Consider the following 26,486-nt stretch of genomic DNA (forward strand, 5'->3'; position numbering starts at 1 on the left):
GGACGGTCACCCGGGCCCCATGGAATCAGACCGTTCCAACACCGGCCGTATCCCGCCGGGACACGGCCAAGTAGCCGACGAACGCGACGATGGCGACCGTCCAGGCGGCGGTGACCGGTCCCAGGCCCAGTTCGAGGCCGCCCCGTTTGTGGGCGAGAGCCATCCAGTCGGCGAGGGAGGCGCCGAGGGGGCGGGTGATGACGTAGGCCGTCCAGAAGGCGGTGACGGCGTTCAGGGCGGCGTAGCGGTGGGCGATCGCGGGGACACAGATCGCGGCGGCGAAGAGGGCGACCGAACCGAGATAGCCGAAGCCGGTGGTGGCGGTGAGGTCGCCGGCGGCGGTGCCGAGGGCGAAGGTGGCGAGTACGGCCCCCCAGTAGAAGCTCTCACGGCGGCGGGTGCGGATGCTGTGGATGGAAAGGGTGCGCTCGACGGCGTACCAGAGGGCGAAGACCGCGGCCAGTGCGACGAGGAAGAACGGGGTGGACACCGCGTACGGCACGCCGAGGCCGATGTGCAGTACGTCGGCGGCCATCGTGCCGAACACGCTGACCATGACGACGGCGGTCCAGTACACCCAGGCGATGTACCGGCGGACAGCGAACTGCACGACCAGCGAGACCACCAGGGCGAGACCGCCGAGCGCGACCGCGGGCACCGGGCCGAGGACTCGTGCCAGGAGGTCCGACGCCGTCTCGCCCATTCCGGTGGTGAGCACCTTGATGATCCAGAAGTAGACGGTCACTTCCGGCACCTTGTTCGCCATGGTGCGGAGAGGAACAAGGGAACGGTCGTCGAGGAGGTGCTCTGTGAACATGAACCGCACGATGACACAGTGAACTCCTGGTGCCCCAGGGGCCTTTGCCATGGTTTTGAGGGCCCTGGTGCATGAATTTTGAATTCACGCGGACAACCTGAAAGCAACCTGAGCGGTTGCCGAAATTCCTGGTCACGTGACGTGTGTCGACGGTAGGAGTGTCTGTGTGCCGAGTGTGGTGATCAGTGCGAGGCGTTCGGCGTCCTCCGTGCCGGGTTCGGCCGTGTAGACCATGATGTGCAGATCGCTGCCCGCCACGGTCAGGATGTCGCAGTCGAGGGTGACCGCACCGGCGTGCGGATGGTCGATCGTCTTGCGGGACGCCTCGTGACGGCCGGTGATGCCGGTCTCCCACAACTCGGCGAACCGGGCGCTGTGGGCGAGGAGTTCGGCGACCAGGTGCCTGAGCCGCGGGTCGGCCGGGTAGCGTGAGGTGGCCGTGCGGAGGTCGGCGACCAGGGCGGTCTCCAGCTCGCGCTGTGACTGCGGAGTGCGTCGCACCCGGTCGTTCAGGCCGAGGAAGGTGCGCCACACCCCGTTGCGCCGGTGACCGCTCCAGCCGGACGGATCGCCCATGAGGGCGGCGTAGGGCACATTGGCGAGGAGCAGGGTCCAGGCGGCGTCGTAGACGGCGACGGGGGTGCCGGTCAGCCGGTCGAGGATGCGCTGCACGCTCGGGGTGAGGTGGGTGGGCATGGTGTCGGGCCCCGGTGGTCGAAGCCCGCTCAGCCGGAAGAGGTAGGCACGCTCGACGTCCGTCAGGCGCAGGGCCCGGGCCAGGGCTTCGACGACCTGTTCGGAGGGGCTGGTGGCCCGGCCCTGTTCAAGCCGGGTGATGTAGTCCACCGAGATCCCCGCCAGCAGGGACAGTTCCTCCCGTCGTAGCCCCGGGGCACGCCGCTGACCGCCGACGGGCAGTCCGGCGGCTTCCGGCGGCATCCGGTCGCGCCACCGGCGTACCGCCTGCCCGAATTCCGTCGTCGCCATGACAGCCAGTGTGCCTGCCCGTTCTCCGGTCTTCCTGGTACTGCCGTTCCCAGGAAGCCGGGACATCTGGCCGACCGTACGGCCACCGCGCAGCCTGGGTTCATGAGCACGTACAGCGAACGAGAAGAAACAGGGGTGCGCGGGCTCGCACTCGTCACCGGCGCGACCTCCGGAATCGGCAGGGCCTTCGCCGAGCGCCTCGCCGCCGACGGCTACGACCTGGTGATCGTCGGACGGCGCAAGGACCGCCTGGAGGAGTTCGCCGCCGCGCACCCGGAGGCCGACGTCAGGACGGTGGCCGCCGACCTGTCCACTACGACGGGTATCGGCACGGTCGCCGGGATCTGCGCGAGCGAGCCGCTGACCATGCTCGTGAACAACGCCGGGGTCGCCCACTACATGCCGCTGGCCGAACTCCCCGCAGACAAGGCGACCGAGCTCGTCAACGTCAAGGTCCTCGCCCCCACCCTCCTCACCCGCGCCGCGGTCGCCGGCATGCAGGAACGCGGCCGGGGCACCATCGTCACCATCGCCGGGATGATCGCCTTCAGCGGCCCCGCCCCGCACTCCCAGCTGCCGCGGCGCGTCGTCTACGGCGGGACCCTGGCCTATCTCGTCGCGATGTCCCAGACGCTCGGTGCCGAGCTGGCGGGGACCGGTGTCGGTGTGCAGGTCGTGTGCCCGGGCGTGGTGGCCACCGAGTTCCACGAGCGGCAGGGCCTGGACCTGAGCGGCATCCCCCGGATGAGCCCCGAGGACGTCGTCACCGCCAGCCTGCGCGGTCTCGAACTGGGCGAGACCGTCTGCGCCCCGGGGGTCGAGGACGCGGGGCTCCTGGACGCGGTCTTCCGTGCGGACCTCGCCGCGTTCGGGGCACAGAGCACGGCGCTCGCCACCCGCTACCGGACCGTCTGAGCCGGGATGCGCTGGGGCGCGCAGGGACGCTCCGGCACAGCCGCCCGCAGGGCATGAGCCACGGCCACGTGGTTGGCGACCCCGGCCTTGACGGCGATCAGGCCCACGCTGGGGCCACACCACAAAGCGGGAAGACCGCTCGGAAACCTGGTTCAGTGGGCCGCGTTCCCCAGATCCGAGAGGAGAGCGTCGAGGACCGACTCCTCTTCGACGCGTATTGCGTGCTCGGTCATCGCGGCGGCCAAGGGTGGATCCCACGGCGTCGGGGTGGCCGGGCCCGTCAGGGGCTGGGGATCGGTCGCTCCGGCCGCCGCTTTCCGGTAGTCGGCGGTCTCGTAGCGCCAGGGGCGCCAGGGGACTCCGCGGCCCAGCACCGTGGCGATGTGCACTCCGCCCCAGTCGAAGTCGCCGTGGTAGAGGAGTACCGCTCCTCGCGCGGACAGGGCGCGCAGCAGGGCGAGGGCGGCTGCCGACGGCTGGCCCTGGAGGCACGCCATGGGAGGGCAGGCCGGACCCAAGGCATCGGCGGCGGCGGACAGCACGGCCGGGTTCTCGCACACGTGGACGGTTCCACTGGCGGTGGTGATGCCTGTCGTGCCGTGGTGGGTGAGGGAACGCAATGTCAGGACCGCGGGTTCGCCCTCGTCGGCCATCCAGTCGAGGGCCGGTGTGCCTCGGAGGTTGAGGGTCAGGACGGTGGACGACACGTCGTCCCTGAGCAGGCCGGCCGAAGCCCACGCTGCGCGGCGCCACTCGGCTCCGGCGCCGTCGGGGAAGCCCGTCAGGGCGCGGATCCCCGACAGGACCAGTGTGGCGAGGGGTGTTCCCTCGTCCAGAGCGTGGGCACCGGAGAGATGACGTGCCGCGAACGCCGCCCGTGACGTCGGGGGGACCGCAGGCAGCTCGCGCAGTGCCTGTACGGCGGCCCTCACGAGCGGTCCGGCTGCTTCCGGCGTGCGGGCGAGGCGTCGTACGAGACCATCCCTGCGGAGGCGGTCCGTCCAGTCGGGCAGTTCGGTACTCAGGGCGGCCAGCGGCGTCAGCGCCTCCTCCCATGCCTGTGCCTCTCTTTCGCGCGTCTCCGCGCGCCGTGCGACAGGTCCGGTCAGGGCCACCACGGCGGCATCCAGGCCGTCGGGGCTGACGCCGGAGCGGCGCAGGACCGTGTCCACCGCTTCGAGGCGGACGGTGAGAGAGCGCCCGGCGCTCGGAGCGCGCCCCAACAGACGCTCGGCAGCCCGGCGCTGGAGGTCGTCGGGGTGTGCCAGGGTGACCGTGCCGGTGAGCGGGCGGGCCTCGGCCATCCGCCGGCGAAGTCGTTCAAGGAGCCAGGCGAGACCGGGGTCTCCGAGCAATCGTCCCAGGCGTTCCGTATCGACCCGCTTGTCGTCTTGTGGTGGCATGGGCGGGTCCGCCGCACCCTTCACGTTCACGTCCACGTTCGCCTTCACCTCCACAGGGAATCCTGTTCTCCGGCGCTGCCGGGTCCCGCGGACCCTGTTGGTCCGGTGAGCGGTCCGGGCTCGGTGCCGTGCCGTCTCTCAGCGCCGTCCCACTCCCACCTGGTCACCAGGACGGCTGCGATGTCGTCGACCCGGGACAGCTGTGCGATGGCGATACCGGGGACCTGCGGGTAGCAGGCCCACTCCCGCTCGCTGGTCATGACGACGTCGAGGTCGAAGGCGCGCAGCAGCCCCAGGCACTTGGCGCGGGAGTCGTCGTCCACTCCCGCGAACGCCTCGTCGAGGGTGACCAGGCGGGGGGCGTACGCGCCCGCGGCGCTCGCGTAGTGGGAGGACGCGGCGGCGAAGAGGGGCACGGACGCGGCCAGTACGCGTTCGCCGCCCGAGGCGGGTCCGGTGGCCGGGACCCATTTTCCGTGCTGATGGCGCTCGACGCCGAACTCGTGCCAGGCACGGTAGTCGAGGGCGGCGGCGAGGTCCTCCTGCCAGCTACCGACGCTGTCGTCGGCCTGACGGCGGGCGATCTGCTCCTGGAGGAACGCGCCGACGGCGGCCCGGTCCTGCGGCGACCAGGCGTCGGCGGACTGCCGCAGCCGCTCACGGACCTGGGCCAGCCCCTGCGGGGCCCTGCGGGAGGCCCGCCACAACAGGCGCAGCTTCATTCCCGTCGAGGTCGGGCGCTCCTCCAGTTCCTGGTTCATCGCGCGCACCTGGCGTTCGGCCGCCCCGATCAGTTCCTGGAGCGTCCCGGCGACCTCCGTGATCAGGTGGGTCTCCAGGATCTCGCGCTCGTGCGCGGACAGCAGACGGGTCAGTTCGGCGACTTCGGTGGACAAGGCCGCGGCGAGTTCGGGAACGGCCCGCTCCCGGCCCTGGTAGACGATGTCGACGCGCATGCCGTCCTCGCTCGGGCGGGCCGTCGCGGTGTGGCCGTGCCGCGACAACGCGTCCTGGAGTCTGCCGAGTTCCTCGCTCAGGCGCTTCTGGACACGTTCCCAGGCGGCGTCCGAGTCGTCGATCGACGAGAGCCGGGACTCGACGGCACGGGCGAGGCTCACGGCGGGAGTCGCCGCCCACGGTCCGCCGTCGTCGTCCGGCACGGGGAGGTCGGAGAGGGCGACGGCGAGCAGTCCGGTCGACACGAAGCGCTGGAGCGCCGCGACGGCCCGTTCGCGCGCGGCGGTGGCGTCCGTGACGTCCTCGGCGAGCCGCTCTATACGGCCCTCGGCGTGGCTCGCCCGCCGGTCGGCGTCGCCGATGCTCTGCTGGGCACGCTCTTGTTCGGTCTCGCAGGCCACAACGGCGGCCGCGGTCTCCTCCAGCCGCCGCTGGAGCTCCGCGACGGCCGCTCCGACGGTGGAGCGCAGCGTGCGCAGGTGTTCGTCCGCCGCGACGGCCAGCCGCGCCGCCTCGGTGGCACGCCCGGCCAGTTCGACGACTTGCTGCTCTGCCCGGTCGGTCTCGGCCTGCTCCTCGGTGACCGTCTGTCCGGCGTCCGCGCGCTCGCGCAACGCGGGCCACAACGCGGCGAGGTGGGCGGTGTGATCGGCGAGTGCCTGTCGTACGGTGCCCAGCCCGTCCCGGTCCCGAGGGAGGGTCAGATCTGCTGCGATCTCTACGAGTTCGGCCGCGGCGTGGTCGGCTTTCCCTGCCGCGCGGGCCAGTTCGGCGGCCCGCTCCCGCTGCCGGGTACGGGTCCGGTGGACCGTGTCGGCCAGCGCGCCGACCCGTGCGTGGGCGTGGCGCAGGTCGTCGTCGCCCGGTACGGCCGCCAGCTCGGCGTCGAGCACCCGGCGGCGCTCGGACAGCGCACGCTGTTCCCCGGCAAGTTGCTCCAGCTCTGTCTCCAACGTCTGCTGTTCGTCGCGCAGTTCGCCGATCCGGACACGGCGGGCCTGTTCCCGGGCCCCGTCCCCCACGTACTGGGCGCCGTCCTTGGCCCAGCTCCCCATCAGCGCCCCGACGCGGAAGCGTCCGTCCGTCGAGACCCATGTCCCGTGGCTCCCGCCACCGCCACCGGTCACTGGGATGTGCTGCTCCTGTGCTCCGTCACCGTGGCCGTCCGCGAGGCCGATGGCGGCCAGCAGCCGCCCTACCGTGTCCTCCCCCACGGCGGCGGCCCGCACGTCGGCGTGGTCGATCGCCGGGCACAGGGCGCGGCCGAGACCGCCCGCGAGCTGTCCTGCGAGTCGTGGATCGGACGGGCCCAAGGGGGGATCGAACGGGTCCAAGGGGGCGAGCAGCACGTCGTGGCCGTCCGCCGTCGTCGCGGAGCCGTCCGGTCGTACCCAGGCGTCGAGGAGCCCCGATGCCTCCAGTGCCGCTTCCAGGCCCGCGCGTTCGGCAGGGGTCACGTGCGGCAGGAAGTCGACCAGCCGCCACAGCGGTGCCCCGAGTGCCAGGGTGCGGGCGTCGGCGGCGCGGGTGTGGGGTGCGGCGGGGCCGCGCTGCCCGCCCGTCTCCAGGGCGGTGAGTTCCTCGGCGACGGACCGCAGGCGCTGTGCCGTCGCCGCCCGGCGGTGGTCGAGGGCAGCGGCCCGGTCGGCCAGCCGGGAGGCCATCCGGCGGTGGGTTTCGTCCGCCGCCGCGCGGGCCGGGTGAGGGCCGTTCAGTCCGCCCGCCCAGCCCTGCACCGCGTCCAGCACCCCGGGCAGGCCCTCCACGTGCAGTTCCACGCAGCCCGACAGGTGCTCCCGCACGGCGGCGACCAGTGCGCGCCCCGCTTCCGCGACGCCTTCCTCGGCCTCCGCCAGCCGCTCGGCGCTGTGCACGGCCTCCTCGTCGGCCTCGTCGGCGCGCAGCCGGGCTGCCGTGCGTGCCTCCTCGGCGCGTTCGGCCCGGGTCACCAGGGATTCGACGTGCTCCACGGCGCGCCGTCTGGCCGCCGTGGCCTCGTCCGCCGCGCGGCGCAGGGAGGTGACGGGGGCGCCCTCGGTGCGCGGGACGCAGATCCGCGCCGCCGCCGCGCTGTCGGACACCCGGTGCCGGATGTCGTCCAGTGCTTCCTGGGCCCCGGTCAGCCGGTTCCGCGCGGTGGTGAGCCGGCCGAGGGCACGGGTGTGTGCCTGGGACGCCGTCTGCCGGTCGGTGTCGGACCGGGTCCGTTCCGCGGCTGTCCGGGAGGCGTCGGCCGCCGCCTGGTCGAGTGCGCGTGCGTCGCGCATCTCGGGCCCGGACCTGAGTGCCGCGTCCTGGGCGCTCAGCCGGGCCGCCCGCTCGGCGAGCGTCCGCGCCCGCTCCTCGGCTTCCGCCCGGTCCGCCACGGCCTGGTCCCGGTCGGCCTGCGCCTTGCCGAGTTCCCGCTGGAGGTGTTCGTAGCGGGCGTGTTCGGTGCGGGGCAGGCGGGCCCGGCGGCGGGAGGCGATGCGGGCGTAGCGCCGGTAGTGGTCGAGGAAGGCCGAGGATGCCTGTTCGGCCTCACGGGCGGCGCGCAGTTCCTCCTTCTCCTCGTCCAGCGACCGGAACGCCTCCGCCGCGTCGGCGACGACCGCCTGGTCCATGGGCGGCAGGGCCTCGGTCAGCGCCCGGGACAGGGCGGCTTCGCTCGGGCGTTTGGAGAGCTGGGGCTGGCGCAGTTGGATCAGCAGGTCGACGAGCGCGCCGTAGCGCCGCTCCCCCAGCCCGAAGAGCGCCTCGTCCACCGCCCGGCGGTACGTCCTGGCGGTGTCGTACACCATGCCGTGACCGCCGATGGCCTCCGCGAGCCGGTCGCGGGACAGCGCGGTGCCGGTGGCGTCCAGCAGGTCGAGTCCGGCGCGGACGCGCTGGCCGGTGACGGCGAACCAGTGGCGGGCGATGCCGCGTCCGGTGACGGCCTTCAGCCCGCACAGCAGGGTGCGGAAGTGCGCCTCGCCGGTGGTCTCGTCGAGCCGTCCGAACTCGATCCAGGTGTAGCCGAGCCGTTCCGGGTGCGGATGTTCTCCACCCAGGAGCAGGTTCCACTCCATGCGTTTGCCGGGGTCGCCGTCGGGCTCGACGCGGCGGGCGGAGAGGTCGCCGTCCAGCAGGAACGGCAGGGTGAGGGCGAGCACCTTCGACTTGCCGGTGCCGTTGTTGCCGCGCAGCAGCAGCCGCCCGTCGCGGAACCAGAACTCCTCGACGTCGTAGTGGAACAGGTCGACGAGCCCGATCCGCAGGGGGCGCCACCGGCCGGGGACGGGGGTGGGGAGGGCGGGGGACGGGAGGGCAGGGGCCGGATGGACGGGGGTCGGGGTCGGCGCGGTCACTGGGCGGATCACCTTTCGTCGCCGGTGTGCCGGCCTGCGGCATCGCCGGTGTGCCGGACTACGGCGTCGCCGACGGCGTAGCGGGCCAGGGCGGGGCGCGCGACGACGCCTCGTGCGGTGCGCTCGGCGAGCCCGAGGGCTTCGAGCTTGGTCAGGGCCTGTTCCACCAAGGCGGGTTCGGCTCCCGGTTCCCGGGCCGTCTTCGACCAGAAGGTGCCGTGCTCGGCGGCCAGTTCACGTACCCGCAGGGCCAACTGTTCGGGGGTGACGGGCCCGTCGGCGCGGGCCAGGTGCTGGGCGAGCAGCAGAGTGATGTGGCCGTGTGTGCCCTGTTCCGGCATGCGTACGTCGGTGAGGTCGTCCTGCGGATCGACCATGGCGATGCCTTCCGCGCGTACCTCGGCAACCAGTCCGGTCAGTTCGCCGATACGTGCGGTGATGAAGCCGCGCTGCCGGGTGAGGTAGGCGAGTTCGTCGTCGGCCAGGTCGGCGTAGTAGAGCACGGGATCGTCGAGGAGGCGGCGGGTCAGCGTCCAGCGGATGGCGCGGAACCTCAGCTCGTCGCTGTCGAGGGCGGTGGGCGCCGTCATCTCCACCAGTCGTTCCTCGAAGTCCTCCGCCTCGACCAGGGAGGGGCCGCGCAGGGTGGCGGGCATGCCTGCCAGTACGCGTCGGCGCACGTCGTACAGCACGTCCCCCGAGCCGCTGACGTACGCCTCCTCGTCTCCGGCCACCCGCCGCAGCACGCCCAGCCGCAGCAGCAGGCGTACGACAGCCGCGAGGTCGAGCCGCTCGTCGCGCCGCTCCAGGGTGAACGTGATCCCGGCGGCGACGAGTTCGGGGTCGGCCGCGGCCAGCACGACGTGTTCCGCGAGCCGTCCGAGGGCCACCTGTGCCTCGCCCCGCTCCAGCGCGGCGAGGGTCAGGCAGAGCAGGACGTAGCGGCGGCGGGTGAAGGGCAGCCCGGCCCTGGACGCCTCGCGGGCGGGGTGTGCGGCGTCGGTGAGGGTACCCGGTGTCTTGCGCAGCCGTGCGGCGTCGGCGTCCGTGCGCAGGGTCCAGCCGGTGTTGCGTTCGAACCAGCCGCGCAGTTCCGCCGCGTACCGTCGCACCAGCCGGAACTCGTCGGCGTACGGCCCGTCGAAGGTGAGCAGTGGCTCCTTGAGCAGGGCCCGTGCGGCCCGCTGGAGGTCGGCCTCGCGCTGGCCGTCGAGGATCTCGGTGACGGAGGCGGTCATGGGTTCTCCGTGAGCCGGGGGGTGAGGTGTAGGGGGGCGGGTCGTCCTGGGACGGGGGCGAGGGCGGGGTGTGCCGGGAGGAGGGCGGGCTGCCCCGAGACGACGGCAGGCTCTCCCGGGACGACGCCGGGCTGCCCCGAAACGGCGGGCTCTCCCAAGAGGGCGGCAGACTGCCCCGGGGCGAGGGCACGCTGCCCCGAAACGGCGGCAGGCTGCCCCCGGACGGGAGCGGGCTGCCCCGAAACGGCGGCAGACTCTCCCAAGTCGGCGGCAGACTCTCCCGAAACAGCGGCGGGCTGCCCCGAAACGGCGGCAGACTCTCCCAAGTCGGCGGCAGACTCTCCCGAAACAGCGGCAGGCTGCCCCGAAACGCCGGCAGGCTGCCCCGAACCGGGAGCGGTCACCCGGCCGTCGTGGCCCGCCGTGAGGTCGACGATGTCGACCAGATGGTCGGGGCCGCGGAACACCCCGTCGGGTGTGCGCACTTCCGCCGTGCGCCCGTCGTCGAGCGCGGTCAGCCGGATCTCCATCGTTCCGTCCCCGCTGGTCGCCGTGGTGGTCGTCATTCCCGGTCGCCAGGTGGCGAGGGCGTCGCCGAGCAGGCGCAGGAACAACTGGAAGACGGGCGGGTCGAGTTCGCCCAGCCGGGACAGCCGGATCGGTCCGCCTGTCGCCAACCGCTCCCGGGCCTGCCGGCTCTCCTCCGTCTGCCGGGCTGCGATCTCGGCGAGTCTGCGTCTGGCCTCGCTCCGGTCGGCCACCCGGCGTGGCTTGCCGCGGCGTTCGTAGCTTCCGGTGCGGCGGAGCTGAGGGCTGATCCGCAGGGGGCTGGCCGCGGCCCACGGGGTCGAGGCCGGCTCCGGTGTGGCGGTCCGTTCGGCGAGGGTGTCGGCGTCGACGGTGAGGTGCCGGGAGGAGTGCAGTCCGAACGCGACCCGCCACAGCCGGTGCCGTGCCGCGTCGTCCGGCGCCTGCGCGAACCAGCGTGCCAGCGTGCTGAAGTCGGCGGAGCGGTCGGACCGCCCGGCCCGTCGTTCGTTCAACTGGCGTACGACGGACAGCAATTGCGGAATCGCCCCGAGCGCACGCCCGCGCAGCAGACGGGCCTGCGACTCGCGCCCTTCGCCCGATACGAACCACCGGGCGAGCCCGGACCACCGCGCGGCCCACTTCTCTTCGGCCGTGGCCCGAGCGTGCTCGGCGTCCTCGGGAGCGGCGTCGGCGGACTCCCGGTCGGCGGCGAGCGACAGCAACGCTCCCACCTTCCCCTGCTCCTCCAACTCCCCGATCAGCAGGGCGATCCGGCCGCCCAGCGTGATGAGATCCTGGATGAACCGCTCCAGATACTGGATCAGCCGGTCCTTGTACGCGAGAAACGCCTCGACCTCGATGTCGTGGAGATCGATGGTGCGCTGCAACGACCCCATGAAGGCACGTGCGTTGTCCGCGAGGTCGGTGAAGCGTGCTGTCAGCACGGCCAGCGCGATGTGGGCCTTGGCAGGATCCGGCTGGTCCTCGCCGGCGATCACCAGCAGCGCCCGCAACTGGGTGACGATGTCGTGCAGCGCGACCGCCTGCAGTTCCCCGCGCCGCCCGAGTGCCTGGTCGTACGTCCCGAGCGCCGCCTCGGCGGCTTCACCTGCCCGGGTGAGCTGGTAGATGAACCGCCTGCGGTAGAAATCCTCGACCGCCGTCACCCGCGCATGGTCGGGGTCGGCCCGCAGGTTCCCCCAGGCGACGAGGCTGTCGAGCGCCTTCACCACCGGCTCGACGTCACCCGGCCGGGTGGCGGCATCCAGGGCCGCGTGGACGTCCTCGGGCCGCAGATGGACCGCGAACCGCTCCTTGGCGGCGAGGAAGGCACGCATCACCTGGCGGTAGAGGGGGGCGTTGGGAGCGGTGAGGTGAGCGAAGGGGGTGTAGTCGGTGAGGGGCGCGGCTGGTTCGGATCCGGGCGGCGGGACGGGGTCGGAGGTCGGCGAGGTCATCGTCGGTCCATTGTTCCGGATCACCGGCGGTGACTGTGAACGATGTCCGGATTTTCCTGTCACGATGCACCACGCATCGAGTTCCTGGGCCGCGGCCTCGTCGACGGCGTCCTGATGATCGCGCCGGTCCTGGAGGACGAGACGGTCGAGCTGCTGCGCCGCCAGTCCCTGCCCTGCGTCATCATCGATCCCCTGCGCCTGGACGTGCCGCTGCCCCGGCTGACCGTCGACAACTACCACGGCATGCGCCAGGGCACCCAGCACCTGATCGACCTGGGCCACACCCGGATCGCCTACCTTCGCGGCGAGGAGGACCTCGACAGCACGTCCGTCCGCTACCAGGGCTTCGAGGACGCGATGCGGCTGGCCGGGCTGGAGGTGGACACGCGGATGGTCGTCTCCTGCGACTTCTCCTACGCCTGCGGTTTCCGCACCGCCACCCGCATCATCGCCGAGCACGCCCCCACGGCGATCGTCGCGGGCGCCGATCTGATGGCGCTCGGCGCCGTCGACGCCGCCCGGGCGAGTGGGCTCCACGTGCCCACGGACTTCTCCGTCGTCGGCTTCGACGACCTCCCGCAGGCGGCGCAGAGCTTCCCCGGTCTGACCACCGTTCGCCAGCCATTGCACGACATGGGCCAGAAGGCGGCCCGCGCGCTGCTCACCCTCGTCGAAGGAAAGAAACTGCTCATGGAGCACATGGAGGTCGGCACCCATCTCGTGGTCCGCAACTCCACGGCCCCGCCCTCCCCCAGCGCCGGCTCCTGACCGCCCGGGTCGATCGCCCAGCCCGCCCCGGGCACCCGCAGCACCACGCCGTAGTGCACGAACAACGGGAAGTTGTCGCCGAACCGGGCGTCGCAGAAGGACCGCCGCGGCTCGCCGATCGCTCGCCGATCACCACCGCGCGAAGGCCGCGCCCGGGGGCCGGGCGGGCTGCCGGAACGCGCGGGGGGTGGCGTCAGGACGCCCGCAGCCGGTCACCGATCAATGTGAGCCAGCCTCACACGTTCAGCACAAATTACATACATCCCCCTCTTCATACCGGCTTTCATGGTCTAGATTGACCGGTGCTTCAGCTGTTCGGACATGAGGCGATCAATAATGATCTATAAGTCCGGCGCTACGGAGAACAAGTAGTCGCGTCCCCGGCGCCGGACGTGGGGGTGATCAATTCTTGGAGCCCGAGAAGGGGCTTCGGGTGCGGGGAGCACCCGGGGTTTCGACGGGTTCCCGCACACCTCGAGAGTCTGGCAGGACATACGAGTCCGATGCCGCCAGGGTGGGTTGTTCACATTGCTCTGAAACAGCCGGAACGTCATGCGCGGGGAGGGGTGGGGGCCTCCCACGGGGAGGAACAGCGCGGCGCGGGGGGCGGGGGCCTCCCGGGGGGAGCAACAGTGCGAGGCGAACACGTCGAACCACTGGGAACCTGGGGGGTTCTGTGCGGCAAGGGGGACAAGTCAGCCTGTTTCCGTCGGAGCGCGGGCATCTGGCGGACGGGGAGATCAACCGGCCCGCGATCGACTGGGAGCAGCGGTACCGCCGTACCGTGATCATCAGCGATACCGTGGCCACCGCCTTCGTGGTGGCGGCGATCGGCCAGTTCTTCGGGGCCCGGGACGCGGCCAACTGGCACGAGAAGTGGGGAATCCTCGCCTTCGGCACCGAACTGCTGGTGCTCGGGGCGCTTGCGGTGAGCCGGTCGTGGGCGCCGGCCGTACTCGGCCAGGGCGCCGAGGAATTCCGCCGGCTCGGACGCTCACTGTTCACGGCGACCGTCGTACTGGCGCTCGGCGGAATCGCCCTCACCTCGCGCAATATCAAGCTCTGGATCTTCGTCGCGATCCCCGCGATCGCGCTGATCACCATGACCGCGCGATATCTGCTGCGCCTCTGGCTGCACAAACAGCGCAAAGAAGGACGGTGCCTGAGACCGGTGCTCGCCGCCGGGAGCGTGGCCACCGTACGCGACCTGATCACCCGGACCCGCAAGTTCCCGCACCTCGGCTGGCGGGTGGACGCGGTGTGCACGACGGACGGTCTCGGGCTCGACGGTGACCAACTGGACGGAGTGCCGGTCGTCGGCCGGCTGGCGGACGTCGCGGGCCACGTCCACCGCGACGGCTACCGTGTCGTCGCGGTCACACCGGACCCGCACTGGTCACCGGCCCGGCTGCAGCGGCTGGCCTGGAACCTCGAAGGCAGCGACGCCGAGATGATCGTGGCCCCGGTGCTGATGGAGGTGGCCGGCCCACGGCTGCACGTCGACGCGGTGCTCGGGATCCCGCTGCTGCGGGTCAGCATGCCGACCTTCGCCGGGGGCCGCCGGGCGGTCAAAGGGGTCGTCGACCGGATGGGCGCGGCGGTCCTGCTGCTGCTGTTCGCTCCGCTGATGCTGTTCGTCTCGCTGCTCGTCCTGGTGGACAGCCGGGGTGGGGCGTTCTACCGCCAGCGAAGAGTCGGCAAGGACGGCCGCGAGTTCACCATTCTCAAGTTCCGCACCATGGTCGCCGGGGCCGACCGGGCACGCGCCGAGCTGGCCGACCGCAACGAGGGTGCCGGTCTGCTGTTCAAGCTCCGCCGGGATCCGCGGGTGACCCGGGTCGGAGGAGTGCTGCGCCGGTACTCGATCGACGAACTCCCGCAGCTTTTCAATGTGCTCACCGGATCGATGTCGCTCGTCGGTCCACGGCCCCCGTTACCGGAGGAGTCCGCCGCGTACGGCCCGGACATCCGGCGGCGACTGCTGGTCAAGCCCGGGCTCACCGGCCTGTGGCAGATCAGCGGACGCAGCGACCTGTCGTGGGAGGAGGCCGTCCGGCTGGACCTGCGCTACGTGGAGGACTGGTCGCTCGCCCTGGACACGGTGATCTTGTGGAAGACGCTGCGTGCGGTGCTCTACGGGCAGGGGGCCTACTGATGCACGGGAGTTGTCGTCCGGTCGGACTGATGCGCGGGAGTTGTCGTCCGGTCGGTGCGCGGACCGCAGGCCCACAGGGCCTGTCTGGGGGGAGGAACGCGTCATGAAGGTCAGCGTTTTCGGGCTCGGCTACGTGGGCTGCGTGTCGGCCGCGTGCCTGGCGAGCATGGGTCACGAGGTCATCGGGGTCGACGTGAACCAGGTGAAGGTCGACCTGGTCAACGACGGCAAGGCCCCGGTGGTCGAGGAGCGGATCGGCGAGCTCATCGCCGAGGTCGTGCGGACCGGGGCGTTACGCGCCACCGGCGACGTCCGCGAGGCCGTCATGGGCAGCGAGGTGTCGCTGGTCTGCGTGGGCACGCCGTCCGAGCCCAACGGCAGCCTGTGCACCACGTACTTGGAGCGGGTCACCGAGCAGATCGGCGCCGCGCTGGCCGAGGGGGCCGGGCAGAGGGGCCGGCACACCGTCGTGTTCCGCAGCACCATGCTCCCGGGCACCTGTCTGAACCTGCTGGTACCGATCCTGGAGAAGTACGTCGGCGGCACGGCCGGGGCGGACATCGGGGTCGCGGTCAACCCGGAGTTCCTGCGCGAGGGCACCAGCGTGCGGGACTTCTTCGACCCGCCCAAGACCGTCATCGGCGAGCTCGACCCGGCAAGCGGCGATGCGGTGACGGCGCTGTACGACGGCCTGCCCGGCGAAGTGTTCCGGGTGCCGGTCCCGACGGCCGAGGCGATCAAGTACGCCGACAACGCGTTCCACGGCCTCAAGATCGGCTTCGCCAACGAGCTGGGCGCGGTGTGCCAGGCGCTCGGGGTGGACTCGCACCAGGTGATGGACGTCTTCCTGGCCGACCGCAAGCTGAACATCAGCCCCGCCTATCTGCGGCCCGGCTTCGCCTTCGGTGGCTCGTGCCTGCCCAAGGACCTGCGCAGCCTGGTCCACGCGGCGCAGCGGGCCGACGTCTCGGTGCCCATCCTCGCCCATGTGCTGCCCTCCAACTCCGATCATCTGCAGCGCGCGGTGGAGCTGGTCGAGCGCACCGGCAAGCGCCGGGTCGGACTGTTCGGGCTGTCCTTCAAACCCGGCACCGACGACCTCCGTGAGAGCCCGCTGGTCGAACTGGCGGAGAGGCTCTTCGGCAAGGGGTACGACATCAAGATCTACGACGCCCATGTGAGCCTCTCCCGGCTGCTCGGCGCGAACCGCGAGTACATCCAGACCCGCTTGCCGCACCTCGCGCAGTTACTCGCGGATTCCGTCGACGAGGTGCTCGAACACGCCGAGGTGTGCCTGGTCGGCACCAGGGATCCGGCCGTGCTGGCGGCGCTGCCCCACGGTGACGGCCCGGTGATAGTCGACCTCATCCGCCTTCCCGACGCCGAGGCGCGCCGGGCCGAACCGGGGTACATGGGCCTTGCTTGGTAATACATCGTTCGGTGACACATCGCCTGACAACACATCGCCTGACAACACATCGTTTGGTAACACATCATCTACTGACACATCGTCCGGTGACAACGCCGACGGCGGCCGGCGGGGCCGGCGCGCGCTGATCCTGGTGGAGAACCTGTCGGTGCCGTTCGACCGGCGGGTGTGGCAGGAGTGCACGACGCTGCGCGACGCGGGCTGGAAGGTGCACGTCATCTGTCCCCAGGGGAGCAAGCGGGACACGGAACCCGAGGTGGAGATCGACGGGGTGCGGATCCACCGCTACCCGTTGCGCGCGGCCACCGGAGGGCCCGCCGGTTATCTGCGGGAGTACGGATCGGCGTTGTGGCACACGCTCCGGCTGGCCCGGAAGGTCGGCCCGGTCGACGTGGTCCACGCCTGCAACCCGCCCGACCTGCTGTTCCTGCCGGCCCTGTGGCTGAAGCGGCGCGGAGCGCGGTTCGTCTTCGACCAGCACGACCTGGTGCCCGAGCTGTACCTCTCCCGGTTCGGCCGCGGCGAAGATCTGCTCTACCGCGCCGTGTGCGCGCTGGAACGGCGGACCTACCGGGCCGCGGACATCGTCCTCGCCACGAACGAGAGCTACCGGGACGTCGCGGTGCGCCGTGGCGGCCGGCGGCCGGAGGACGTCTTCGTGGTGCGCAGCGCGCCCGACATCGACCGGTTCCACCCCGTACCGCCCGAGCCCGAGCTGAAGCGCGGCAAGCCTCATCTGCTGTGTTACCTCGGCGTCATGGGCCCGCAGGACGGCGTCGACTACGCCTTACGGGCCCTCGCGAAGCTGCGCGACGAGCTCGGGCGGACCGACTGGCACGCGGTGTTCGTCGGCGGCGGCGACACCTTCGACGCGATGGTGGAGCTGTCCCGGCGCCTCGGGCTCTCGGAGCAGGTGCAGTTCACCGGGCGCATACCGGACGCCGACCTGGTGCGCTACCTGTCCACCGCGGACGTGTGCCTCTCCCCCGACCCGCACAATCCGCTCAACGATGTGTCGACCATGAACAAGGTCCTGGAGTACATGGTGATGGGCCGGCCGATGGTCTCGTTCGACCTCCGGGAGGCCCGGGTCTCCGCCGGTGACGCCGCTGTGTACGCGCCCGCCGACGACGAGGGCGAGTTCGCGGGGCTCATCGCGCTGCTGCTGGACGATCCGGAACAGCGGGCCCGGATGGGCAAGATCGGCCAGGAGCGGATCAACGGGCCGCTCTCCTGGCGGAATTCCCAGCGCTCGCTGCTCGCCGCCTACGCCGCTGCCTGCCGTGACCACGCTCCGTTATCGGCGGGCGGCCCGGACCGGGCGGGGAGGAGGCCGCACCATTGAGCGATGACACGATACGCCTGGTCACGATCGGGCGGATTTTCCGTCGGCGCTGGCGGCTGCTCACCATCCTCGCCGTGGTGGGTGCGCTCGTCGGCTACGGCGCCTCTCTGCTGTTCCCGCCGCGTTACACGACGTCGGCTTCGGTACTGCTGTCGGGGCAGTGGGAGGAGCGCGAGCTGCTGACCCAGGCGCAGGTCGCGACCAGTTCGGCGGTGGTCGACCGCGTGGCCGCCGCGCTGGGCTGGAGAGGGGTCGGCGGCAGCGAGCTGCGAACCCGGGTGAGCGCCACGGCCGCCGACGGGAACATCATCAAGATCTCGGGCACGGCCGAGACCCCGGAGCGCGCGCAGAAACTCTCCGACCAGACGGCCCAGCAGTTCGTCACCTTCGCCGCGCGGATCGCGGGCGACAACACCGACCCCGACGCGGCGGCGGGGCTCGAAGCGCTGCGGCAGCAGGTGGTGCAGACCAACCGCCGCATCACCGACCTGGCCGATGCGGCCGGTCCGGGGCAGACCGTGGAGAGCGTGCAGGCCCGCACCGAGCTCGAGAAGCTGCGTACCACCCTGGCGGAGGCCATGAAGAAGCTGGACCAGGCCGGCCCGGCGACGAACAAGGCCAACATGGTCGTCATGGGGTCGGCGGCCCGGCCGACCGGCACGGCACCGCCGACCAGGATGCAGCTCATCGTCGCCGGGGCACTGCTGTTCTTCCTGCTCGCGGTCATCGGCCATCTCGCCGCCGCACGGATGAGCCGTCGGCTGCGCACCGAACCGGAGATCGCCGCAGCGCTGGGCTCGGTGCTGCTGGGCACCGTCGACGTGCCTGATGAACGGCCCGGGCACCGGCCAGGAGGCCGCCGCCCGCGTGCCTTGATGAAGCGCATGCTGGGTGTCGACACCCGGTGGGACATACCGACCCCGCGGCCATCGGGCGACGAGACCAGCATGCGGATCCGCTACCGGCGGGTGTACGCCCGCCTCCGGGACCGGCTTCCGGCCCCCCTGCGGCTGCTGGTCGTCGTACCGGACGGCGACGAGACCGCCCGCCGGGCCGCCGGACAGCTCGCCGCCGAGGCCGGGAACGATCCTTCCCCGAGCTCTTCGAGCAGGGGATACCCCATGCTGCGGGTGGTGGGGGTCTCGGTGTCCCAGCCGATGGTGCCGGACCGCGACACCGAGTCCGGTGCCCTGGTCGTGCTCAGCGCGGGCAGCTGGACCGCGGGGGAGCTCGCCGGCATCGCCGAGGCGTGTACGGACGCAGGGCATGAGGTGGTCGGCGTCGTCGTCGCCGGCACCGTCCGGGCCCGTCCGGCACGGCCCGCCGCCCCTCCTCCGGACGACGCCGCACCGGCGCTCGCGGTGCGCAGCGACGCGACGGGAGGTTCGGTGTGACGACGAGCTCGACCCCGGAGCAGTCGGCCGCCGCTCCGCTGCTGGACCTGCAGGCGCTGGTGGTGGCGGTGCGAAGGCGGCGCCGCCTCTGGGGCTCCATGGCGCTGCTGGGGCTGGTCGTCGGCGCGGCGCTGGCCGTCCTGATGCCGCCGCCGCCGACCGCGGTGACCAAGGTGCTGGTCGCCCATCAGGCGGACCAGCCGAACGACCCCGGAACGCTGATCCGCACCGATGTCGCACTGCTGCACACCACGCGGATCGCCGGCAAGGCCCTGCGGTCCCTCGGGTCCTCGGAGAAGCCAGAGGACTTCATGCAGGCCTACAGCGGTATCGGCCTGACCAACAACGTGCTGCAGATCACGGCGACAGGTGACAGCGACGCGGAAGCGGTGGCCCGCGCCAAGGCGGTGGCCGATGCGTTCGTCGCGGACCATGTGAGGCGGATTCAGGAAGCCGCGAACGCCGAGGCCAAGGCCCTGCTCGCCCAACGCGACCGGCTGCGGGAGGAACTCGCCCAGGTCAACAAGGCGATCGGAGACGGATCACAGGAGAGCGGGGCGAAGGCGTCGAACCTGGAGTCGCTCTTCGCCCGCCGGGCCGAACTCACCTCACGGATCACCGATTTCGGCCAGCGCGCCGCGGAGGCGGGCATCGGCACGCCCCAGCTCGTGGCCGGCACACAGATCGTGGACGCCCCGTACGCACTGCAGCACTCCCTGCCCAGGACCGCCGCCACCGATGCCGTGATCGGGCTCGTTCTCGGGCTCTTCCTCGGGCTCGCGGTGGCCGCGGTCGGCACGGTGGTGGCCGACCGCCCCGTGCTGCGCCGGGAGATCGCGGCGCACCTCGGCGCCTCGGTACTCGCGGAGCTGCCCCGCCGGTCGCCCAGGCTGTTCCGGCGCCGACGGGTCCGGGCGGCACGCGAACGGCTCACGGTGTCCCTGGCCCGCACCGTACGCGGCTCCGCGGAACCGGTGTCGCTGCTGGAACTGGGCTGTGCGCGCAGCGCGAGCGTGATCGCCCTGGACCTCGCCAGGGCACTGGCGGCGGACGGCCCCGTGGCCGTCATCGACGGTCTGCCCGGCTCGCAGCTCACCAGGCGCCGCCCACAACCGGGAGACCCGACCGTGGTCGGCGGCGAACGTGCCGCGGCCCTGTCGCATCAGGAACTCCGGCTCGGCGTCGGCTCGGTGACGCCCGGCACGGCGTGGACCGACCTCCAGTACCTCGGCACTCGGACCGTGCTCGTCGTGCGTGCCGGGCACGGCAGCGCCGCATGGCTGCACACCGTGGCGCGGCAGCTCTCGGACCAGCGCATTGTGGTGATCGGTGTGGTGCTGATCGACCCCGATCCGCGTGACCGGACCGACGGCACGCTGTGGGACGGGCCGCACACCGCGCTGCGCGGCCAGAACGAGCGGCCGGCCCGGCAGAACGGTGGCGGTACCTCCCACGCCGTTCAGGCAGTGGGGGAGGGCCGACGGGGGACGGAGCGGCTGCCGATGCCGGCGGCACGGGTCCCGGACAGCGACCAGGAGGCGCGGTAGTACATGTGTGGCATCGCAGGCACTTACCGGTGGCCGGACGGGAAGGCCGTGACCGACCGGCTCACCGATACCCTCGCCCACCGCGGCCCGGACGGGGCGGGCCGCTACAGCCACCCCGCCGGTGACGGCGAAGTACACCTCGGGCACCGCAGGCTGGCCATCATCGACCTGTCCGAGACCGGCGCCCAGCCGATGGTCTCGGGCGGCCTCGTCCTGACCTACAACGGCGAGTTGTACAACGCGCCCGAGCTGCGTGCCGAACTGGCAGCCGCCGGGGTGCGCTTCCGCGGTACCTCCGACACCGAGGTGCTCCTCGAGGCCTGGCGGCGCTGGGGCACGGACTGCCTGCCCCGGCTGCGCGGTATGTTCGCGTTCGGGATCTTCGACGAGCGCACCGGTGACCTGGTGCTCGCCCGCGACCAGCTCGGCATCAAGCCGCTGTTCCTGCTGCGGCGCGGCGAGGGTCTGGTGTTCGCCTCCGAGCTCAAGGCGCTCGCCGCCGTGACCGGCAGGTCGCTGCAGGTGGACCATGCGGCGCTGGTGGCCTCGCTGCTGTACTACTGGGTGCCGGACTCACGGTGCGCGTTCCGCGAGGCGGAGAAGCTGCCGCCGGGGAGCTGGCTCAGGTGCCGGCCCGACGGCCGGGTGGAGCGCGGCCGGTTCTGGCACCTGAGGGACGTCGCCGCCGAGGCCCGGGACCGGGCCCGGGGCGGCGAGCAGCCGGATGTCGCCGCCGTCGTCGAGGAGTCGACCCGCCGCCATCTGCTCTCCGACGTACCCGTGGCGACCTTCCTCTCCGGCGGGCTGGACTCCAGCTATCTGACCGCGCTGGCGGCCCGCGACCGGCCCGGGATCTCCGCGTACACGATCGGGTTCCGCGCCGAGGACGCCAGGTTCGAGGCGATGCCGGACGACCTGCGCTATGCCCGGCGGGTGGCCGAGCGGTTCGGCGTCGATCTCCAGGAGATCGAGATCGCTCCGAATGTGCTCGACCTGCTGCCGCAGATGACGTACCACCTTGACGAGCCGATCGGCGATCCCGCCGCGATCAACACGTTCCTGATCTGCTCGGCCGCCCGGGAGGCCGGGGTCAAGGTGATGCTCTCGGGGATGGGTGCCGACGAGCTGTTCGCCGGTTACCGCAAGCACCTGGCCAACCTGATCGCGCTGCGCTACCAGCGCGTCCCGCGGCCCCTGCGGCGCGGCCTGTCCAGGGCGGTGGACCGGCTGCCGGTGGCCACGGCCCGCCGGGGGTACCGGTCGGTGCGCTTCGCGAAGCGGTTCCTCTCCTTCGCCGATCTGCCGGAGGAGACCGCGTTCCGGCGCAGCTACACCATGTACGACCGGGACGAGTTGCTCGCCCTGGTCGATCCGGACCTGGCCCCGGCGGTCGAGGACGTGCTGACCGAGCATGCCGATGTCTACGAGGACAACGACCTCGACGACTTCGTCAACCGCATGTGCCTGGGCGACGCCCGGATGTTCCTGCCGGGCCTGAACCTCGCTTACACGGACCGGTCGAGCATGGCCGCGTCGACGGAGGTGCGGGTGCCGTATGTGGACGTCGAGGTGGTCAAGGCGGCGTTCGCCGTGCCCGGTGATCGCAAGATCGTCGGACGGCAGGGCAAGGCCGTCCTCAAGGAGGCGGCCACCTCGATCCTGCCCCGGGAGATCGTGTACCGGCCCAAGGGCCTGTTCAGCGCCCCGCTGCGGGCCTGGATGAGCCGGGACCTGGCACCCCTGGTGCGCGAGGTGGTGCACGACGGCGTGCTCGTCAATTCAGGGCTCCTGCGGCGGGACGCGCTGCAGCGCATGGTCGCCGAGGACGCCGCCGGGCAGCGGGACTTCTCCAAACATCTGTGGCATGTGCTGACCCTCGAGTACTGGTATCGCGGCGCGACCTCCGGGTCCGGCCAGAACTCTCCCTCGACGGCGTAGAAGACAGACCAGACGGCGTAGAGACAGGCGCAGAGACAAGGGACTTCGGGTGAAACAGGTTGTACAGAACTACAAGAGCGGCGAGCTGGCGGTGCTCGACGTGCCGGTGCCGGGATGCAAGCCGGGCGGTGTGCTGGTCCGCAGCGCCTACTCGCTGATATCCACCGGGACCGAACTCATGAAGGTGTCCGAGGCCGGCATGTCGATGCTGGGCAAGGCCCGCTCCCGGCCGGACCAGGTGGCCAAGGTCATGCAGAGCGTGGCCACCAACGGGGTACCCGCCACCTACCGCAAGGTGATGGGCAAGCTGGACTCCTACACGCCGCTGGGCTACTCGCTGTGCGGGGTGGTCGAGCAGGTCGGCGCCGGGATCGACGACGTGAAGGTCGGCGACCTCGTGGCCTGCGCCGGCAACGAGCACGCGTTGCACGCCGAGCTGAACTGGGTGCCGAAGAACCTCTACGCCCCGGTGCCGGACGGTCTCGCGCCGCGGCACGCGGCCTTCGGCACCGTCGGGTCGATCGCGTTGCAGGGCGTCCGCCGCGGCGAGCCACAGCTCGGCGAGGTGGCGCTGGTCATCGGCCTGGGGCTGATCGGGCAGTTGGTGGTGCAACTCCTTGCCGCCTCGGGAGTCCGCGTCGTCGGCGTCGACCCCGACCCGGTGCGCTGCGAGCTCGCCGAGCGCCTGGGCGCCGCGGCCTGCGGCGATCCCGCCTCCGCGGCCGTGGAAGCCGCGGTCGCCGAACTCACCGGCGGTCACGGCGTGGACCAGGTGTATCTGGCCGCCGGCGGCGGCAGCAACCAGCCCGTCGAGCTGGCCGCGCGGCTGAGCCGGGACCGCGGCCGGGTCGTCGACATCGGCAAGTGCCGCCTGGACCTGCCGTGGAACGCGTACTACGAGAAAGAGCTCGACGTCCGGTTCTCCCGCAGCTACGGCCCCGGGCGCTACGACCCGGAGTACGAGCTCGAAGGGCGCGACTACCCGATCGGCTACGTGCGCTGGACCGAGCGCCGCAATCTGGCGTGCTTCCTGGACCTCGTCGCCCGCGGGCGCGTCGACGTGGAGCCCCTGGTCTCCCACATCGCCGACTTCGGTGACGCCGTCGAGACGTACCGGCGTCTGAAGGACGGCGAACTGAAGGCCGTGGCTGTGCTGTTCCGGTACCCCGAGCACCCCGACCAAGCTGCTGAGGCTCAGACCCCGGCGGTGGCCGTGCCCGCGGTGAAGCGAGGCAGCGGTTCCGCGCCCGCCCCAGCCCGGGCCGCCGTCAGAACGCCGGTGCGGCTGGCGTTCGTAGGCGCCGGAAACTACGCGACGTCGATGCTGCTGCCGCACCTGGCACAGCGCGACGGCGTCGAGCTGTCGACCGTCGTCACCACGACGGCGTTGTCCGCGGCCAACGCGCAGCGGAAGTTCGGCTTCGCCGAGGCGACCACCGATCTCGACGCCGTGCTCGGCGACAAGTCCGTCGACGCGGTGTTCGTGGTCACCCGGCACAGCTCGCACGCCGAGCTGACCCGAAGGGCGCTGCTGGCCGGAAAGACGGTGTTCGTGGAGAAGCCGTTGGCGCTCACCGAGGACGAACTGGCCGGTGTGCTCGCGGCGGTGGAGCAGTCCGGCAACGACCGGCTGCAGGTGGGCTTCAACCGACGGTTCGCGCCGCTGCTGCAGGAGGCAAAGAGGCAGTTCGGCGTCAGGACCGGTCCGGCAAGCCTGCGTTATCTGGTCAACGCGGGCCGGCTGGCGCACGGCAGCTGGTACCTCCAACAGGGCACCGAGGGCTCGCGGTTCGCCGGCGAGGGCGGACACTTCATCGACACGGCGAGCTGGCTGCTCGACGCCGATCCAGTCTCGGTGTACGCGGTCGCCGCGTCCGGCAACGAGGATCTGCAGGTCGTACTGCGCTACCCGGACGGGTCCACGGCCACCATCAGCTACGTCACCACCGGCGCACCCGGCTTCCCCAAGGAGACGCTGGACCTGGTCGCGGACGGCAAGGTGCTGCGGCTCGACGACTTCGTCCGTGCCTCGGTGTACAGCCGTAAGCGGTGGGTCAGTTCGCGGCTGCCCAAGGCCCGGGACAAGGGCCAGTCCGCCGAACTGGCCGCGTTCGTCAAGGCCGTGCGGACCGGCGCACCGATGCCGGTGCCGCTGGAGTCGCTGGTCTCCACCACGGCGGCCACCCTCGCCGTGCAGGCCGGTCTGGCCGGCGGCGCTCCGGTGACGCTGGCGACGGCGCGATGACGGTGAGCTCGGGGAGTGCGGGGAGTGCGGGCTGGTACCTGCGGCGGCTGTCCCGGATGGGGCCGCGGGAGGTCGGCGGCCGGGTCGGCGACGCGGTGCGCAGGCGGCGGTGGCGCTCGGCGCGGCCGGGCTGCCCGAGCGTGACCGGCGCCCGGTTCACCGCGGTACTGCCCGCGGGGACGATCGCCGCGGTGCCGCCGGACGCCGCGAAACGTCTCGTCGCCGAGGCGGACCGGCTGATGGCCGGGCACGCCGAGTACTTCGGGGTGGACCGCGACGATCTGGCCGACCCGGACTGGTGGTACGACCCGAAGACCGGGCGCCGGGCGCCGTGGGGCTACGCCTTCGACGTGCCGTACCGGAACGAGGACGTGGTCGGGGACATCAAGCAGATCTGGGAGCTGTCCCGGCATCAGTACCTCACCGTGCTCGCCGCCGCCTACGCGATCACCGGGGACGAGCGGTACGCCGAGCGAATATCCGAGCACCTGCGGTCGTGGTGGGCGGCCAACGCGCCGCTGCGCGGAGTGCACTGGACCAGCGGCATCGAGCTGGGGATCCGGCTGCTGTCCTGGGTGTGGATCCGCCGGCTGCTCGACGGCTGGCCCGGCGTGACCGGGCTGTTCGAGGACAACCCGGTGGCGCTGAACCAGATCTGGCACCACCAGCGCTGGCTGGCCGCCTTCCCCAGCCGGGGTTCTTCGGCGAACAACCACATCATCGCCGAGGCCGCCGGGCAGTTCGCCGCGGCCTGCGCCTTCAGGTGGTTCCCCTCCTCGGCGCGCTGGCGCGCCGACGCGCTGCGGTCCCTTGAGCGGCAGCTGCGGAGCAACACCTTCGGCTCCGGCCTCAACCGCGAGCTGGCCACCGAGTATCACGGACTGGTGCTGGAGCTCGGCCTGGCCGCGGTGGCCGAGGCGGACACCGCCGGCGTACCGGTCCCCGCGTCGGTCCGGCTGGTGCTGCTGCGGATGACCGACGCGCTCGCGGCCGTCGTGGACAACCGGCTACGGCCACCCCGCCAGGGGGACGCGGACGACGGGCACGGTCTGATCGTGGACGGCGGCGGCACCGACCGCTGGGGCTCGCTGCTGGCCACCGGGGACGCCGTGTTCGGCCGGCTCGCCTGGTGGCCGGCGGTGACCGGCACCGATGTGCGCACCCCGCTGCTGGCCGCGCTCATCCGGCCGTACGCGAAAAGCGGTACCGCACCGGCCGTGTCCCGCCCGGCGAGCCGACCGGACCATTTCGCCGACGCGGGCATGACCATCCTGCGCGGTCCGGGAGGCACGGGAGGCACGGGAGACGCGGGAGACGCGGGAGAGATCTGGTGCCGCTGCGACGGCGGTCCGCACGGATTCCTGTCCATCGCCGCGCACGCTCACGCGGACGCGCTGTCCGTGGAGGTCCGGCACGACGGGGTCGACGTTCTCGCCGACCCGGGGACGTTCTGCTACCACGGGCAGCCCGAGTGGCGGCAGTACTTCCGGTCGACCCTGGGCCACAACACCCTGGAGTTGGACGGCGGTGACCAGTCAGTCTCCGGCGGCCCGTTCCTGTGGACCCGGCATGCCCGCAGCCGCGTCCTGGTCGCCGACACCTCCGGTTCCGTCGACGGGGGGACGGCCCGCTGGTGCGCCGAGCACGACGGTTACCAGCAGTCCGTGCACCGTCGCCGCGTGGAGCTGACGGCCGCGAGCCGGGAGCTGAGGGTGGTCGACGAGGTGCGCGGCCCGCGCCGGGCCGTACGCCTGGCGTTCCACCTCGGCCCGGCGATCGCCGCGGATCTGGTGGGGCACCGGGCGGTGCTCACCTGGACCCGGGACGGCGAGGACCGCTCCGCGGCGCTCGACCTGCCCGGACAACTGAACTGGCGGGCGCATCGCGGCGAGACTGACCCACCGCTGGGCTGGTACTCCCCCGGCTTCGGACGCAAGGAACCCACCACAACGCTGATCGGCACCGGCTTCGCCGACGGCACCGCGCTGTCTGGGGAGTTCACCACCGTGCTCACGTTCTGCGGCTAGGGGG

At 71.9% G+C, this 26,486-nt stretch carries 16 protein-coding genes; 10 read left to right on the plus strand and 6 right to left on the minus strand.

All coding sequences use genetic code 11. From position 1 onward, the window contains the following. Window positions 1-25: 25 nt before the first annotated feature. Together ACSYGN_RS09590 and ACSYGN_RS09595 are read right to left on the minus strand one after the other, a co-directional pair. Window positions 26-817, minus strand: coding sequence for a COG4705 family protein (locus ACSYGN_RS09590; RefSeq protein WP_460393871.1), 792 nt, complete (start codon window positions 815-817; stop codon window positions 26-28). Window positions 818-949: 132 nt separating this feature from the next. Further along, window positions 950-1,804 (minus strand): helix-turn-helix transcriptional regulator, encoded by an 855-nt coding sequence (locus tag ACSYGN_RS09595; protein ID WP_460393873.1) that lies wholly within the window; start codon window positions 1,802-1,804, stop codon window positions 950-952. 102 nt (window positions 1,805-1,906) lie between these two features. Between ACSYGN_RS09595 and ACSYGN_RS09600 the strand changes: the two genes are divergently transcribed. Beyond that, window positions 1,907-2,719, plus strand: a complete 813-nt coding sequence (locus ACSYGN_RS09600) for an SDR family NAD(P)-dependent oxidoreductase (RefSeq protein WP_460393875.1) — start codon at window positions 1,907-1,909, stop codon at window positions 2,717-2,719. Between the two features lie 152 nt (window positions 2,720-2,871). Here the strand turns inward: ACSYGN_RS09600 and ACSYGN_RS09605 are convergent, their stop codons facing one another. From ACSYGN_RS09605 to ACSYGN_RS09620, 4 genes are read right to left on the minus strand one after another with little or no spacing between them, the layout of a single operon-like run. Then, window positions 2,872-4,158 carry a TIGR02679 family protein gene (locus ACSYGN_RS09605; RefSeq protein ID WP_460393877.1) on the minus strand — a complete coding sequence of 429 codons (1,287 nt, stop codon included), beginning with the start codon at window positions 4,156-4,158 and terminating at the stop codon, window positions 2,872-2,874. An 8-nt stretch (window positions 4,159-4,166) separates the two neighbouring features. Continuing rightward, window positions 4,167-8,408, minus strand: coding sequence for a TIGR02680 family protein (locus ACSYGN_RS09610; protein ID WP_460393879.1), 4,242 nt, complete (start codon window positions 8,406-8,408; stop codon window positions 4,167-4,169). Window positions 8,409-8,416: 8 nt separating this feature from the next. Then, window positions 8,417-9,646 (minus strand): TIGR02678 family protein, encoded by a 1,230-nt coding sequence (locus tag ACSYGN_RS09615; protein WP_460393881.1) that lies wholly within the window; start codon window positions 9,644-9,646, stop codon window positions 8,417-8,419. Further along, window positions 9,643-11,634 (minus strand): TIGR02677 family protein, encoded by a 1,992-nt coding sequence (locus tag ACSYGN_RS09620; RefSeq protein WP_460393883.1) that lies wholly within the window; start codon window positions 11,632-11,634, stop codon window positions 9,643-9,645. Before ACSYGN_RS09620 ends, ACSYGN_RS09615 begins: the two co-directional genes overlap by 4 nt. A gap of 42 nt (window positions 11,635-11,676) precedes the next feature. On the opposite strand from ACSYGN_RS09620, the gene ACSYGN_RS09625 reads away from it, so the two are divergent. The 9 genes from ACSYGN_RS09625 to ACSYGN_RS09665 all read left to right on the plus strand — a co-directional run bounded on the left by ACSYGN_RS09625 (window position 11,677) and on the right by ACSYGN_RS09665 (window position 26,482). After that, entirely contained in the window at window positions 11,677-12,402 is a 726-nt protein-coding gene (locus ACSYGN_RS09625; protein WP_460393884.1) for a LacI family DNA-binding transcriptional regulator, read from the plus strand. Window positions 12,403-13,078: 676 nt separating this feature from the next. Then, window positions 13,079-14,557 carry a sugar transferase gene (locus ACSYGN_RS09630; protein ID WP_460393886.1) on the plus strand — a complete coding sequence of 493 codons (1,479 nt, stop codon included), beginning with the start codon at window positions 13,079-13,081 and terminating at the stop codon, window positions 14,555-14,557. Window positions 14,558-14,660: 103 nt separating this feature from the next. Beyond that, window positions 14,661-15,986 (plus strand): nucleotide sugar dehydrogenase, encoded by a 1,326-nt coding sequence (locus ACSYGN_RS09635; protein ID WP_460393888.1) that lies wholly within the window; start codon window positions 14,661-14,663, stop codon window positions 15,984-15,986. 124 nt (window positions 15,987-16,110) lie between these two features. Next, window positions 16,111-17,331, plus strand: a complete 1,221-nt coding sequence (locus ACSYGN_RS09640; protein ID WP_460403341.1) for a glycosyltransferase family 4 protein — start codon at window positions 16,111-16,113, stop codon at window positions 17,329-17,331. Then, window positions 17,328-18,725, plus strand: coding sequence for a Wzz/FepE/Etk N-terminal domain-containing protein (locus tag ACSYGN_RS09645; RefSeq protein WP_460393890.1), 1,398 nt, complete (start codon window positions 17,328-17,330; stop codon window positions 18,723-18,725). Before ACSYGN_RS09640 ends, ACSYGN_RS09645 begins: the two co-directional genes overlap by 4 nt. After that, window positions 18,722-20,272, plus strand: coding sequence for a Wzz/FepE/Etk N-terminal domain-containing protein (locus tag ACSYGN_RS09650; RefSeq protein ID WP_460393892.1), 1,551 nt, complete (start codon window positions 18,722-18,724; stop codon window positions 20,270-20,272). Before ACSYGN_RS09645 ends, ACSYGN_RS09650 begins: the two co-directional genes overlap by 4 nt. 3 nt (window positions 20,273-20,275) lie before the next feature. Next, on the plus strand, window positions 20,276-22,210 hold the full coding sequence (gene asnB, locus ACSYGN_RS09655) for an asparagine synthase (glutamine-hydrolyzing) (protein WP_460393894.1): 1,935 nt from the start codon (window positions 20,276-20,278) through the stop codon (window positions 22,208-22,210). Window positions 22,211-22,259: 49 nt separating this feature from the next. Further along, on the plus strand, window positions 22,260-24,455 hold the full coding sequence (locus ACSYGN_RS09660; protein WP_460393896.1) for a bi-domain-containing oxidoreductase: 2,196 nt from the start codon (window positions 22,260-22,262) through the stop codon (window positions 24,453-24,455). Continuing rightward, window positions 24,452-26,482, plus strand: a complete 2,031-nt coding sequence (locus ACSYGN_RS09665; RefSeq protein WP_460393898.1) for an alginate lyase family protein — start codon at window positions 24,452-24,454, stop codon at window positions 26,480-26,482. The genes ACSYGN_RS09660 and ACSYGN_RS09665 overlap by 4 nt, the downstream gene beginning before the upstream one ends. The last annotated feature ends 4 nt before the right edge of the window (window positions 26,483-26,486 follow it).

The organism is Streptomyces sp. YIM S03343 (assembly GCF_054729195.1).

Bases quoted from the DNA above. Each gene is read 5' to 3' on its own strand.
- asnB (WP_460393894.1), top strand. From the start codon at position 20,276: ATGTGTGGCATCGCAGGCACTTACCGGTGGCCGGACGGGAAGGCCGTG.
- ACSYGN_RS09590 (WP_460393871.1), bottom strand. From the start codon at position 817: ATGTTCACAGAGCACCTCCTCGACGACCGTTCCCTTGTTCCTCTCCGC.
- ACSYGN_RS09665 (WP_460393898.1), top strand. From the start codon at position 24,452: ATGACGGTGAGCTCGGGGAGTGCGGGGAGTGCGGGCTGGTACCTGCGG.
- ACSYGN_RS09620 (WP_460393883.1), bottom strand. From the start codon at position 11,634: ATGACCTCGCCGACCTCCGACCCCGTCCCGCCGCCCGGATCCGAACCA.
- ACSYGN_RS09600 (WP_460393875.1), top strand. From the start codon at position 1,907: ATGAGCACGTACAGCGAACGAGAAGAAACAGGGGTGCGCGGGCTCGCA.
- ACSYGN_RS09635 (WP_460393888.1), top strand. From the start codon at position 14,661: ATGAAGGTCAGCGTTTTCGGGCTCGGCTACGTGGGCTGCGTGTCGGCC.
- ACSYGN_RS09625 (WP_460393884.1), top strand. From the start codon at position 11,677: ATGTCCGGATTTTCCTGTCACGATGCACCACGCATCGAGTTCCTGGGC.
- ACSYGN_RS09615 (WP_460393881.1), bottom strand. From the start codon at position 9,646: ATGACCGCCTCCGTCACCGAGATCCTCGACGGCCAGCGCGAGGCCGAC.
- ACSYGN_RS09595 (WP_460393873.1), bottom strand. From the start codon at position 1,804: ATGGCGACGACGGAATTCGGGCAGGCGGTACGCCGGTGGCGCGACCGG.